This is a genomic window from Pseudanabaena minima str. Chao 2107 (assembly GCF_051131155.1).
Taxonomy (GTDB): domain Bacteria; phylum Cyanobacteriota; class Cyanobacteriia; order Pseudanabaenales; family Pseudanabaenaceae; genus Pseudanabaena; species Pseudanabaena minima.
Map to the genome: position 1 here is coordinate 2,908,557 of NZ_CP159508.1, position 14,886 is coordinate 2,923,442.

Consider the following 14,886-nt stretch of genomic DNA (forward strand, 5'->3'; position numbering starts at 1 on the left):
TGTAAAATCGTTATTATACAGAAATCATTACTGGCGTTACTAAAGAACAAAAAGAAGTGACTAGGAAACCTACATATCACTTAATTTTTGGCTGGAAACTACGCGCATAATTTCTTGAATATTAATCGGTTTACTGACGTAATCATTCATCCCTACATCTATGCAAGCTTGGCGGTCTGCGGGCATCACATCAGCAGTCATAGCAACAATCCTTACTTGGCTCATTAACTCAGTACGAATAATTTTTGTAGCTGTTAAGCCATCCATTTCTGGCATCTGTAAGTCCATTAATATCAAATCATAAGTATTATTTTTTACAGCTTGCACTGCTTCTAATCCATTGTTAACAATATCAGCTACTTCATAACCAAGTTTTTTGAGTAATGCGCAAGTAACGATTTGATTAACATGATTATCTTCTACTAAGAGAATTCTCAAGGGTAATTTTTTAGCAAATTGTTTATCGATCGCTATTTTATTAATCGAAGCATCTAGAGGCAGCTTAGTTTTTTCACTAGTTGCAACTATAAGCGTAAAGTGAAATATGGAACCTTGGACATTTAGCAAGGGTTGCCAGTCTACTGGAGGATTACCAGCAAATTGACCAAAGCTCTCTACCCAAATTGTGCCATGCATTAATTCGACTAGACGTTTGCTAATCGCTAGCCCCAGTCCAGTGCCACCATATTTCCGACTAACGGAAGCATCAGCTTGAGTAAAGGGTTGAAATAATTGATTAATGAGATCGCCTTTGATACCAATACCTGTATCCGCAATCATAAACTTTAGCTGATACTTTTCCTTTACTCCTAAATCCTCTCCCTCAGAGAAATCATCTCTTGATTTCTCTTTCCCAGAAGGGAAAGAGGACTGGAGCCCGAGGGGCTTGCCACTGACAGAAATCGACACCTGCCCCTGTTGGGTAAATTTCACCGCATTGCCGACAAGATTTAGCAAGATTTGGCGCAACCTTGCGTAGTCACTGATGACAGTGGTGGGGATCTCAGGGGCGATCGCATATTGGAGCGTAATATGTTTATCATTTGCTTGGGTTTCTAGTAACTTACAAACTCCAATTACCACATCTTCTAATGTAAACTCCCATTCTTCGATTTCTAACCTTCCTGATTCAATTTTAGAGAAGTCTAGAATATCGTTGATCACGGTTAACAGAGCTTCACCACTATCCTTAATCGTTTTGACAAAATCTGCTTGTTCTTCTGTAAGTTCAGTAGTCTCCAGAAGCTGTGTCATTCCGATCACACCATTCATCGGCGTACGAATTTCATGGCTCATGTTAGCTAAGAATTCGCTCTTGGCTTTGGTGTCAGCTTCAGCCTTTTCCTTAGCATTGGCTAGTTCTATTTCAGATTGTTTACGATCAGTAATATCCAAGTTTGTCCCAAACAGCCGCACAACTTGTCCTTGGTCGTTAATTTCTACTTCAGCACGTCCCTCATGGTAATGAATAGAGCCATCGGGTCTGATGATCCGATAGTCGATGACGTAGGGAGTCCCATCGGCGATCGCTCGTTCTACATATTGCTGTAAGACCAAACGATCATCAGCATAAATTAGCTGGAGGTAATCTGCATAGGTTGGCGCTGGTTGAGATGGGTCAAGCCCAAACATATGGAAAAGTTCCTTTGACCATGTAATTTTCTGACTTTGAATATCAAATTCCCAATTGCCAATATGAGCGATCCGTTGAGCCTCAATCAGAGCCGCTTCACTTTTTTGCAATAGTTCTTCAGCTTGTTTACGTGCAGTAACATCTAAGATCACTCCATGCCAAGCAATATTTCCATGCTCTTGTACGGTTGGGCGCGAAGTTGCCTGCAACCATTTCAGTTTGCCTGATGGTGTAATAATGCGCCATTCATGGTGAAACGGCTGCAAGGTAGCCTTACTATGGGCTGTAGCCTTGTAATATCCATCCCGATCTTGGGGATGGATCTGATCGAGATACAGAGATGCATCGTTAAGTATTCGCTCAATTTTGATTTCGTGGATTTCCTCAAATATCGCGCTCATATATTCAAATTTAATTGAACCATCAGCACAGGTAATCAGGATATAAATGGCTCCTGCGGAAGATGCAGCAATTTCTCTAAATCTAGCTTCACTGGCTTGGAGAGCAATTTCTGCTTGTTTGCGATCGCTAATATCAGTAATCGTGCCAACTAGCTTAATCACATGTCCCTGTTCATCACAGATTGCCTCACCTCGGCTGATAATGTAACAAATAGAACCATCAGGTCGAATAATCCCATGCTCAACAGTGTAGGGTGTGCCATGTGCGATCGCCTCTTCAACGGCTGCGCGCATTTGAGGCTGGTCATCTTTGGGAACAATATCAAAAAAGTTTACATAGTTGGGTAATGGCACATTTGGATCAAATCCCAAAATACGAAACTGCTCGGCTGACCAAGTACTCGTCCCTGTTGCCACATCAAAAGCCCAACTCCCCACACGAGCAATGCGTTGGGCTTCAATCAGAGCATCTGTTTTTTCCGCAACCTGTCGCTCCAAATCTTGCTCATAATTCAATCTCATTTGATCAGCATCTCGGAGATCGACCATCATTTGATGCAAAGCTTCTTTTAAAGCTTGCACTTCAGTAATACTTGTATTGGGGATTGGTTGCTCAAGACGTTGTTCAGAGAAAGATTGGGTGGCTTTAGTCAGATGAGACAGCGATCGCCCGATTCGCCGAGATGTCCAAATGCCAATTCCCACAGAAACTATCAAAGCCAAAACACATAAAAGTCCTATACGGTAAACATTTGACTGAATTTCGGTGATGAAGTCAGATTCAGGGATCACAGTCACTAACTGCCAGTTCAATCCATATTTGTCTTGATAAGGCGTAATCTGTACAAATTGACGGTATCCATCAATAGTCAAACTAAACTGACTGGATTCCTTGAGATGATCAAAACTACCAAACTGCTGAAGTAATTGTTTAGAGACTTCCCTTGTCAAGTTATCTTGACTGTCGGTAACGGTAAGACGAGTCAATTGTCCATTCACCTGTTTCAATCCTGAGGCTTCCGCAGTCACAGATGTCGCTACCAGATCGCCCGATGGCTCAATAATAAATATTTGTCCAGTGGGCGTAAATTTTAACTGAGAGAGAAACAGACTGATATCTGACAACAGAAAGTTAGAAGTAAAAAAACCATAAAATTTGTCATTGGCATTATAGACTGGAGCAACCGCAACTATTTGCAGTATTGGGATAACTCTTGCTAAAGATATTGGTGTCCATGATTGTTTTCCAATAGCTCTTGCTTGCTTGTACCAAGTAACATTACGAAAGTCATCATTAAATTGTAAAAACAGTTGAGAGGGCTTGCCTTGAGGATCAACTGCATAATATCGACGCTGATTGGGAATGGTTTCATTAAAGAAAATAGAACCACGAGGAATGGGTTTACCTGTGGCTTTTTCGGCAAGTTGCTGTGCTTCTTGGGAGTCAATTCGCAAGTAGCCAACCACTGTACCCTCATCATTCCAAAAACTACTTGCTGGCAGTGATGGGTCTAAAAGGACTTGTTGCCACAGTTGTTGTCGCAGTTGTTCTTGGTCATCAAGCTTCAGGGTTCCTTGTTTCGCTGCTAACTGATTAGCCGCCACAATCTGCTGCGATCGCTGCAAATAGGTATCGAGGCGATCGCTTACCCGTTCTGAGGTTTGACGCAATAGCTGCTTAGCTAGATTCTCAGTCGCCTGCCGCCCACTCTGATATGATAAATAGCTAACTAATGTAACAGTCCCCACAACTAACGTCACAAATGGAATAACTAGCACCAAGTTAAGTGGAACTTTTAAGAATTGCGAACGCTTGTGGGAGATGCTCATCAAGAATATTTTAAGATTAATATCTATTATATCGAATATATCGAAAAATAGCTTTGTATGCAGTTGTTAGCGTAGAGAGAAAACTAGATTCATAATTGTTTGGATATTAACGGGTTTACTGATGTAGTCATCCATACCAGCTTCAAAACAAGCTTGGCGATCTTCAGGCATGGCATCGGCAGTCATGGCAATAATCCGCACATTACTTCTTAACTCTGTGCGAATTATCTTTGTCGCAGTTAAACCATCCATGATCGGCATTTGAACATCCATTAAGACTAGGTCATAATCATGAGTTTTCACTGCTTGCACTGCTTCTAATCCATTGTTAGCGATCGCATCAAGATGATAACCAAGTCTTGCAAACATCAACTTAGCAATCCTTTGATTAACTTGATTGTCTTCTACTAACAGAATTCGTAAGGGATATTTTTCTGCCATTTTGTCGTCAATCTCAAACACTTTTGATAAGACATCTTGAGGTTGTGTACTTGTCTTGTGAATTGATAGAATGACAGTAAAGTAGAAAGTTGATCCTTGATGTGAATTCAGAGGTTGTGACTTCCAAACTAGGGGTGGGCTACCACCAACTTGACCGCGACTCTCAACCCAAATTGTACCGCCCATCAGTTCTGTTAGGCGTTTGCTGATTGCTAAGCCCAATCCAGTACCACCATAGTTCCGACTAATCGAAGCATCGGCTTGGGTGAAGGCTTGAAATAGTCTGTCAAGGCGATCGCTCTGAATACCAATACCTGTATCTGCGATCGCAAAACTTAGCTCATAGTCTTCCCTATCTCTTGCCATCTCTTGCCATCTCTCAGAGGAAGTAGGAGTTAAGGATTTTCCTCTAACTGAGATCACAACCTGACCATTTTGAGTAAATTTAACAGCATTTCCAACTAAATTGAGAAGAATTTGACGTAGACGAGCGCGATCGCCGATTACATATTGGGGGATATCAGAGGCGATCGCATATTGGAGATCGACTTTTCTGGTGATCGCTTGATTTTCTAATAACTTGCAAACTCCTCTGATCACTTCTTCTAGAACAAAATCTTTAGATTCTATTTCTAACATTCCTGATTCAATCTTTGAGAAGTCTAGAATGTCATTGATAATTGTCAAGAGAGCTTCACCACTATCTTTGATTATTTTGACAAATTCCTGTTGATCGGTTGTCAGATCAGTCATTTCCAAAATCTGAGTCATACCAATCACTCCATTCATAGGTGTACGAATTTCATGACTCATACTTGCCAAAAATGCACTCTTCGCTCTCGTAGCTTCTTCTGCGGCTACCTTTGCCTCGGCTAAAGCGATTTGGGTTTGTTTGCGAGTGGTAATGTCTACTACACGCACTAAGTTAAAACGTTGGCTTCCAAAAGTGATTTGCTTAGCAGAAAGATCTCCCCAAAATTCGCGTCCTTTGCGCGTGATATATTCAACTTCTAAGCTCCAGAATCCTTTTTGATTTACTTCTTGGGCAATTTGGGAGAGTTCCTGTGAAGTAAATTGCCGCTTTTGGAGAATATGACCTTCAATATTAATCAGATCATTTTTGCTATCTACTTCAAATAGTTTCATAGCTTGCTGATTGCAATCAATGGTAAGCAGAGTCTCACTATCAACTAAGAACAGTGCATCACTAGATTCATCAAAAATTAATTCTCGTAAATCTCGGCTTTGGATTAGTTCTTGTTCTAGGCGCTTGCGATCGCTAACATTATGAGCAAGGGACAGAATCGAAATCAAATTCCCAGACTCATCAACTAGTGCGGAGTTATACCATTCACAGTAGATGACAGAGCCATCTTTATGATAGTTGCGGTTCTGGCAAGTTACACTAACCCCATCCATTAATTGCATCGCAGCCTGATTTACTTGTTCACGGTCATCTTCAAAAACAAACTGCCACTCATGGAGGGTTTTACCCAAGACTGCTGCCGCACTCCAGCCAAATATTTCCTCAGCTTGTTTTGACCAATAGGCAACCCGAAATTCTTGATCCCATCGGATAGTTGCTAGAGGTGAATTTTCAATGTGATATTTTAATTCTTTGAACGTTCTCTTCAAAGCAAATTCGGCTTGTTTGCGATCGCTGACATCTAGAAGTAACCCATCCCAGACCAAGCCATTAGGTGTATGTTGGGGACGAGATTTACCTTGAATCCATTTCAGTTTTCCTGATGGGGTAGTTAGCATCCATTCATGCTGCCAATTAGAAACCGTTTGCACAGCAACAGCAACAGATTCCCGAAATACTCGTAAATCATCAGGATGAATCAAGCTCCATAATGAATTTGCATCTTCAAGAATTTGTTCAGGTTCTAGCTCTAACAATTCTACTGATCCAGAACTAACATAGGTAAAGGTTCCCATCTCTTTCTCAAAAGGCGAGTATCGATAAACCATGCCTGGCATATTTTTTACCAGAGTCTGAAATCGATTCTCACTATCTTGGAGTGTTTTTTTTGCTTGTTTGCGATCGCTAATGTCAGTATGAATCAGAATCACCCCATGATGCTCTGAAGCGATCGGTACAGCACTAACACTAAACCAACGTAAAACACTATCAGCACATACAATTCCTGTTTCTGTATCGTAAACAGGAACTTGATTTTTTAAAGCTTTAATACAGGCATATTCTTCGACAGGCATAACTGAGCCATCAGGACGGATCACATTAGGATTTAGTTCACGCTTTTCAAACTCTTTTTGCAGCAATGGCTGAGGTGTCCCAAACCAAGTTTCAGCAACATTATTACTCTCAAGGATGTAACCATTTTTATCAGTAATGGAAATGCCGATTGGGGCTGTTTGGAAGAGAACCTTGTACTTTTCCTCTGATTCTTTAAGGGCAATTCCCACGCGATCAAAGGATTGTTGCACCTGTTTTGTCGTTTGGTTAAAGGACTTAGCCAATGTACGAATCTCAGCGATCGCATGATTTTCTGGCAAAGGATCTTGCAACTCTCCATTGGAGATCGCCTTGGTAGCCTGCGCCAATCGCAAAATCGGCTTAGTAATCCAACGGGTTGTGATGACGCTCAGCCCTGTAGCGATGATTAACGTTACTGCACATAACAGGACTACCCAAACTCTATTGGCATGGATCTCTGTCATTAAGTCCGACTCAGGTATAACCACCACAATTAACCAATCCAGACCATTGCGATCGCGGATGGGTACTGCTTGGGCAAGTTGACGATTACCATTGATCTGAAATTCAAATTGCTCTAATTGATGAATATTCGCTAAACTACCAAAGCGATCATTTAAATATGTCACCGAACTATGAATCTGAGAATTTTCGCTATTACTGGCTTTCAGTAATTTCTGTTCGGTTCCATTTGGCAAAATCTGATATGGTTTATGAGACATAGATGAGGTAGCCACCAATATTCCATCACGCTCCATAATAAAAACCGATCCAGACTTGATATCAATGCTTCGCAGAAAACGACTTATTTCTTCAAGGGTACGAATTCCATAGGTGACACCTAAGAACTTGCCATTATTGAGATCATAGATTGGCTCCGCAAGGGCAACTAATAGTTCTCCTGTGTAAATATGTGGATATACAGGAGTCCAAGCTGCTTTTTTGGACTGCACAGCCACTTGAAACCAAGGACGCTGACGCGCATCAAAGTTAATAGATGTTTCAATCTCTTGATCTGGTGATCCATCAGGATTTGTCGTAAAAGTTCTGTATTTGCCACCACCATTGGGAGCCGCCCGAATGCTAAATGTGCCATCCTTGAGTAGTTCTACCGCTCGATGACCTCCTGAGGGAGTTCCAAATCCAACTATTGTAATTGGAGACAAAGAGTTAAGCTGTACCTGTTCCCAAGCTTGGCGTTCTTGGCTAGAGAAATCATCAAAACTCCATACTTTTCGACGCAGTGCGCTAATATTGTTCTTGTTAACTTGGTCAATGGTTTTCAGATAAGTTGTTGTCTGCTCTATAGCACGGGTACTGATTTCTGTTTTGAGCCTATTTGCTAGTTTATGAATAGACTCTTGCCCGCTCCGATAAGATAGATAGGCAACTATTCCAACCGCACCAAAAATTTGCACTGCAAACGCCAGTATCATTAGACGTTGGAGAGGGATGCTACGCAATTTTTGAGGAGAAGTGGAAATAATCATTGTCACTAGTGGTAAGTGGTTAATATATTGGCACTATTTTGAAGATATTACTACTGCTATAGCAACGCAAGAGATAAAGAAAACCAAAAAGATGAGTGGCGGCGCGAAGCGCCGCCACTCATCTTTACACAATCGATTATGGCAAATCGCTTAACTACTTAATCGGTGAATATCACTGACTGATTGCGTCCTTGCTGTTTTGCGTAATAGAGCGCTTGATCGGCTTGATTAATCAGGACATAAGGCGATCGCTCTAGATTGGGAATGTCAGAAGCTATGCCCATACTGATCGTAACCACATCACTAACATCTGAAGCTTGATGGGGAATTTGTAAATCTGCGATCGCTTCATGCACAATCTTCGCTACAGCGATCGCCCCATCTAAATTGGTATTTGGCAAAATCACAATAAACTCTTCTCCGCCATACCGCGCAACCAAATCAGCAGGTCGGCAGACCAACTGATCCACAGCTTGCGAGATTCTTAGCAAACATTCATCTCCCAATTGATGCCCATAATGATCATTATATCGTTTGAAATAATCAACATCAAACATGAGCAGAGATAAAGGCTGCTTCTCGCGATGGAGTCTTTGCCATTCATAGAGAACCCGCTCATCAAAACAACGGCGATTAGCAATTTGTGTCAATCCATCAAGATTCACTAGCCTTTGGAGTTCCTGATTAGCTTTTTTGAGGTCTGCTTCTACATAGGCAAGAGCAATTTCTGATTGTTTGCGATCGCTAATGTCAATAGCAAAGCCATACCAAGCTATATCACCATTTGCTCGACGCTCAGGCATAGCTTGAGATTTAATCCATTTTATTTGTCCTTGAGGTGTGATAATCCGCCACTCATGCTGGAACATCAGCATCGTTTTGAGACTTTCTCCCATTGCTTGTTCATAGCCAGCCAAATCATCAGGATGGAATAGCTCATGGCGAAGATCTGGATTCTGACTTAAATACTCAATACTTACACCTAGCAGTTCTTCACTAGCAGGACTAGCATATTCAAAAAGCATACTACCATCAAGATGACGCACCAAAATGTAGATAGCTTCAGGAGAAATAGTCGCAATTTTTTGAAATCTAGCTTCGCTCTTTTGGAGTGCTAGTTCGGCATATTTGCGATCGCTAATATCTGTAACCCTCACTAGATTCATCTCCTTACCAGCAACAGTGATTGGTTTAGCGGCAAGATTTCCCCAGATATGGTGTCCCTTTTTGGTAATGTATTCTGTCTCTTGAATCCAATATCCAAACTTCTCAATATCATTGTCAATCGATTTTATTTCAGCTTCTGTAAATTTGTTTTTTTGTAAGGTTTGTCCTTCAATCCCGATCAGTTCCTGCTTACTATCTGCTTCAAACATATCTACAGCGCGTCGATTGCAATCAAAAATCAACATACTAAAGGGATCAACCAAAAAGATGGCATCAGTTGATTCGTTATAAATAGCTTCTCGTAAATCATAGTTATAGGCTAAATCTAGTTCGGCACGTTTGCGATCGCTAATATCTATTGAAATTGAGGCGATCGCACAGGGTTTATCATGGTTATCCATAATTGGGAACTGCGTAACCCAAAAAGTCCGCATTCCATCGGGAAGTTGTAAGCTTTGTTCAAAATCAATTGCAAGCCCTTCAAAGATCGCTTGTAGTTCATATCGACGGATATTTTTAACAGTTTCAGCAGAAAAAAAGTTGTAGTCATATTTGCCTAAAATTTCTGCTTCAGAAACTTGCATAAAATACACAAATTCCTGATTAACCGAGAGATATTTGCCTTCTAAATCCTTAATAGCAATTAATGTCGGAGCGTTATCTAAAAAAGCTTGTAATTTCAATTCACTACGGCGCATCGCTTGTTCAGCAAATTTGCGATCGCTAATATTGACATGAACTAACACCACACCATATTGCTCTAACGGGATCGGACTGGCACTCACACTAAACCAACGCAGAGTTTCATCTTCACAGACAATACCTATTTCCACATCATCAACAGATTGACTGCTTTTCAAAGCCCTAACACATGGATATTCCTCGACAGGCATGGGTGAGCCATCAGGACGAAGCACATTAGGATTAATTTTACGTTGCTGAAGACATCCAATTTCTGAGGGATTTGGAATTCCTAACCACTTTTCAGAGATAGCATTGCTTTCGAGAATACGAGCTTCCTTATCGGTTATCGAAACTCCTATTGGTAAAGTTTGAAAAAGAACTTTATATTTTTCTTGTGATTCTTTAAGAGCGATTTCGACGGACTCATATGTTCGACTGATCCAATATGACACTATCAAACCAAACCCAATGGATAACATCAAAATCAATCCATAAATCCAGATCTCCCAGTAACCATCAGATAGATAATTAACCAGCCCCACAATAGCCACAGCTTGCAACACAAATGTCAATACCATCACCAATGTCAAAGGGATGCTACGAAAATGATCATAGATTAGAGAAGATCTGGCAGGCATTAATTAAGGACTAGCAAATGCTAGCTTAGGGTTCTGAGATTTAATAAGAACTTAAGGTTCTGAGATTTAATAAAGAACTCAATCCTAAGCTGTGCGGCAAAGCTGCCCTACTCAAGATCGGTTATTTATTTTACTGCGCGTCCCTTGCGCAAATAACTCAAGAACTCAATTTGTTAGCTAAAAGCTCAAATCCACTAAATTGGACTAAAGAATAATTTCAAGTAATACCAAAACACAAAATAGCTACGCCATTTTATATTTTTAAAACCCTTACTGGATTTATTTTTTAATCCACAAAATTGTTGCCACGCTTTCGTGAATTGGGATAACCCATAGCAATAGTTTTGAGCTTTTAGATTGCACTTGAGTATAGAGCTAATTTAAGGTTACCCATAATCACTTTAGAATTAAGGAAAGTTCAACATTCTGCATTAATGCATCACTATTGCTACTAGCAAATCCACTTACTTTCACATGCTTAAGAGTTTGTCCAAGGAGAGAATTACTCATATTTTCAGAAATTTCGCTTATAAATTTTAACTTTAAGGTACTTTTCTGAAACCAAGACAAGTCACGCCCCTTGTCAAGATATCCATAGGTAAAGCGATCGCTAGGTAACTTCGTCAAAATAGTTTTAAAGTTCTTGGAAGCAGCGATCGAGTCATTATTTTTGAGAGTTAGCGCTGATTCTAAAGTTGGCAGGGAATTTGATAAATACACATAATCTTTGGTTTGAGCATGTGCTGCGGCAACGTTGCCTGACACTGCAAAGTTATCACTAGCAGAGAGCTTTGTCCAAATAGTTACAGGTTGTGACTTCAGAGAGATTTCACCAACAGTCAGCTTGTTTCTGGCTATATCATCAAGAGAACTGAGCGCTTCCTTTGCCCCATTCGCATCTTCCACTTTCGCAACTACTAACCAATCAGGAGCGCTGCTTGATTTGGGAAATAAGGCGATCGCATAGTCCTGTTGTGCCCATGCAAAAGCATTGCCATCCAGAGGAATTGGAGCGATAGATTTGATCAATGCTTGTTTCCATTCGGAGATCAGTGTATCTTGCAGCCATTGTAAAGTTTGACTGAGATTATTCCCAATAATCACTGAACTTCCTGAAGGAATTGCATTGGCAATATTTTTAGAGGATTTTTTGGCAGTTTTGAGCTTCGTAGCAGGGAGATCAGCCGCAGTTTCCCTCTTGTCGCTGGCAGTTGCTAAGGTCAAGGCTGTTTTTACTTTAATTCCAGACTTATCGAAACTTAAACCCATTAACAAGCTTTCTTTGGGTAACTCTTCGCCGAACTCGGCAAGGTTGGCATAAGCAACGCTAACCTTACCTGTATTTTTACCTGTACTCAACTGCGCGAGGCGATCGCGATAGTTAGGTAAACTTGCTAGAGACAATTCAGGCTTTTGGATTGCATCAATAGCTTTGTGTAATACCCGCGTATCATTGGCAAACAACACAAACTGATCCAACGTTGTCCCCGCGATCGCAGGTTTGTCCTCCACAAAGCTCGTACTTAAAATCGATATACCCTGATACTGCTCAAAGCCCAAATCGGAGCCATTCACTGCCAATCTTTGCCAGAAAGCATCCATACTTGTTTTCGCAAGGTCAGCATCTTTCACCGCAAACGCTAATAAATAGCCTGTTTGCAAACCATTAGCAGGCTGAGCATCGAGATCAACATCGGTTACAGCTAAGGTAATTTCTTGATCGAGCCAAGGCTGAATATCGCGATCGTAATCTAATAACCAGTTTTGTCGTAATTGCTGTTTGAGGTTAGCCAATTCATGACGCACATCACCGCGATCGCTTGGTTGGGCAGCTAACTGGGTGAATAATCCCAATTTTTCTGGATTCACCAAAAACGATAAAAATAAAGGCGATCGTTGCGGCAAAAACTTCACAGCTAGTGGCTGAGTTTTGACTCCCGCCAAAACCTCACGAGGATTTGCACCTAAAACTTTGCTCACTGCACTCAAGCTCAGCACCAACAGCAAAATTCCAACTACCGCAATCCCAACAAAAACAGGTTTTATTTTCATACCAATAGCACCAAAAAATAAGATTTTGGAAGCATCATAAACCGCACTTTGCAGCATTTATGATGCTTTTTAATAACGAATCCTTGGATCAATCCAAGCATTGATAATGTCTACGAGAATACTTGCAATCGTGACGATGATTGCAAAAAATACGACAATTCCCTGCACCACTGGATAATCCCGTCCAGAGATTGCCTCAAATAAGCGATTGGCAAGCCCCGGCCAAGAGAAAGTAACTTCAGTCAACACCGCACCACCCAACATCGAAGCTAGGGTCAAACCTAAAATCGTAATTACGGGGATCATCGCGTTTTTGAGTGCATGGTTAAACAAAATTGCTCTGGGATTAAGTCCTCTCGCCTTAGCTGCTTCCACATAGTCCGACTGCAAAGTTTGCCGCAAATTTACCCGCACAATCCGCTCAAAAATGCCGCTAATCACGATTCCTAAACTCGTTGCGGGCAAAATCAAATATTGAATACTTGTCCAAAAATTTTGCCAATCACCCTTAATCAAGGCATCAATCGTATATAGTCCGAACACTTGTACAGGCGGCTCCGCACCAGCAGGAAAGCGCGTCCCAATCGGCAACCATCCCAACTGTACCGAGAACACTAACTGTAAGATCATGCCCACCCAAAAAAGTGGCAATGAGTAGGTAATAATCCCAAATAATCGACTACCCACATCCCATTTCGTATTTGGTCGCAAAGCAGCGATAATGCCCACAGTTAACCCAACTACTAAGGCAACAATCAGCGCATACAGAGCTAGTTCGGCAGTAGCTGGGAAAAAGTTTTTAATAATTTGCCCAACGGTTTGTTCACGGGTGCTAATCGATTTACCCAGATTAAAACGGGACAGATCTTGCATATATTCCCAATATTGTGAAAATAGGGAACCCGTCAGTCCCACCTGTTCGCGCAGAGCCACCTTTACTTCTTCAGGAGCACGGGGACCTAAAATCGCATCAATGGGATCTCCTGGGGTAGCTCTCATCAATAGAAATACAACTGTGGCGATCGCCCACAACATGATCGGGGCAAGTAGCAACCGCGCCATAATGTAATAAAACAGGGCTTTGAGGCGACTAGACATAGGCTGAAGCTTTACTGGACAAGTTTTTTAACTATAGCGCTTTGAGTTGTAAGCTTCAAAGAAATAAAAGCATTGCTTGGCAATGCTTTTATTTCTCTAAGGTAATTGCTCAATTTCTCCCACGTAAGTCCCTAAACCGATCGCCGTGCGAATTAATGTCCCATGAATATCAACCGCACTATATTGGGCGATCGCGTCGGCAATTGGCACATCGATTACTTCGCGATTTACCCAAGCCACCATGCGATCGTATTTGTCCTGCGCGACTAAATCTACGGCTGCAACACCAAACGCTGCGCCGAGGATGCGATCAAGCGGTGATGGCGTACTACCTCGCTGCACATGCCCCAAGACACTGACGCGGCTCTCCATGCCTGTGCGTGTACTGATCTGATCGCCAAGATATTGACCGATGCCGCCATAGAGGGTCTGACCAAGGCTATTCGTATATTTTACAGGCTCACCTGTGGGAGTTTTTACCGCTTCAGCAACGACCATCGTACTGAAATGAAAGCCACGTAGGGCGCGATTCATCAGGCGATCGCATACTTCATCAAGGTTATAGGGAATCTCGGGGATCAAGACAATATGCGCCCCACCTGCAATCCCCGCACTGACAGCGATATGTCCCGCATCCCGTCCCATGACCTCTAAGATCATCACGCGGCTGTGACTGATGGCGGTATAGGTCAAGCGATCGAGCGCCTCTACAGCAACACTCACCGCTGTATTAAATCCAATTGAGTTTTCGGTTGCGCCCAAGTCGTTATCAATGGTTTTCGGTACGGCTACGAGATTCATCTGCCCCTGTTGAGCAAGACGGCGCAGGATTGCCAAGCTCCCATCCCCACCAATACCAATTAGTCCATCTAAACCAAGTTTGTGATAACCCTCAATCACTTCTTCGGAGCGATCAATAATCGAGCCATCGGGCATCGGATAGGCAAAGGGATTACCCTTATTGACAGTTCCTAAAATCGTGCCGCCATAGCGAAGAATACCTGAAACTTTTTTCATATCCAGTAGCTCTGCTTCCACTGGACGATTCATCAATCCTTGAGTTGCACCTTTAATACCATAAATCTCAATGTCATAATCACGGGCGCGGCGCACGACAGCCCGAATTACTGCATTCAGTCCGCCACAGTCACCACCACTTGTCAAAATACCAATACGCTTAGGCTTTGTCATAAATCTTGTAATAGTTTCTCAATATTGATCGGATCTTGAG

The 14,886-nt window shown here is 41.8% G+C and carries 6 protein-coding genes; all 6 read right to left on the reverse strand.

The genetic code is table 11. From position 1 onward, the window contains the following. Positions 1 to 69 precede the first annotated feature (69 nt). A complete protein-coding gene (locus ABM313_RS13215; RefSeq protein ID WP_434683669.1) occupies positions 70 to 3,864 on the reverse strand; it encodes a PAS domain-containing protein in 3,795 nt (1,264 codons plus the stop codon). Between the two features lie 66 nt (positions 3,865 to 3,930). After that, positions 3,931 to 8,016, reverse strand: coding sequence for a PAS domain S-box protein (locus tag ABM313_RS13220; protein WP_434683670.1), 4,086 nt, complete (start codon positions 8,014 to 8,016; stop codon positions 3,931 to 3,933). A gap of 158 nt (positions 8,017 to 8,174) precedes the next feature. Beyond that, on the reverse strand, positions 8,175 to 10,505 hold the full coding sequence (locus tag ABM313_RS13225) for a diguanylate cyclase domain-containing protein (protein ID WP_434683671.1): 2,331 nt from the start codon (positions 10,503 to 10,505) through the stop codon (positions 8,175 to 8,177). Positions 10,506 to 10,901: 396 nt separating this feature from the next. After that, the gene (locus ABM313_RS13230) at positions 10,902 to 12,557 is read right to left on the reverse strand and encodes a DUF3352 domain-containing protein (RefSeq protein ID WP_434683672.1); all 1,656 of its coding nucleotides are present in this window, start codon (positions 12,555 to 12,557) and stop codon (positions 10,902 to 10,904) included. Between the two features lie 69 nt (positions 12,558 to 12,626). Next, positions 12,627 to 13,655, reverse strand: coding sequence for an ABC transporter permease (locus ABM313_RS13235; RefSeq protein WP_434683673.1), 1,029 nt, complete (start codon positions 13,653 to 13,655; stop codon positions 12,627 to 12,629). Between the two features lie 96 nt (positions 13,656 to 13,751). Then, positions 13,752 to 14,846: an ATP-dependent 6-phosphofructokinase gene (locus ABM313_RS13240; RefSeq protein ID WP_434683674.1), complete on the reverse strand. Its 1,095-nt coding sequence runs from the start codon at positions 14,844 to 14,846 to the stop codon at positions 13,752 to 13,754. Between the last annotated feature and the right edge of the window lie 40 nt (positions 14,847 to 14,886).

Bases quoted from the DNA above. Each gene is read 5' to 3' on its own strand.
- ABM313_RS13230 (WP_434683672.1), bottom strand. From the start codon at position 12,557: ATGAAAATAAAACCTGTTTTTGTTGGGATTGCGGTAGTTGGAATTTTG.
- ABM313_RS13235 (WP_434683673.1), bottom strand. From the start codon at position 13,655: ATGTCTAGTCGCCTCAAAGCCCTGTTTTATTACATTATGGCGCGGTTG.
- ABM313_RS13225 (WP_434683671.1), bottom strand. From the start codon at position 10,505: ATGCCTGCCAGATCTTCTCTAATCTATGATCATTTTCGTAGCATCCCT.
- ABM313_RS13215 (WP_434683669.1), bottom strand. From the start codon at position 3,864: ATGAGCATCTCCCACAAGCGTTCGCAATTCTTAAAAGTTCCACTTAAC.
- ABM313_RS13220 (WP_434683670.1), bottom strand. From the start codon at position 8,016: ATGATTATTTCCACTTCTCCTCAAAAATTGCGTAGCATCCCTCTCCAA.
- ABM313_RS13240 (WP_434683674.1), bottom strand. From the start codon at position 14,846: ATGACAAAGCCTAAGCGTATTGGTATTTTGACAAGTGGTGGTGACTGT.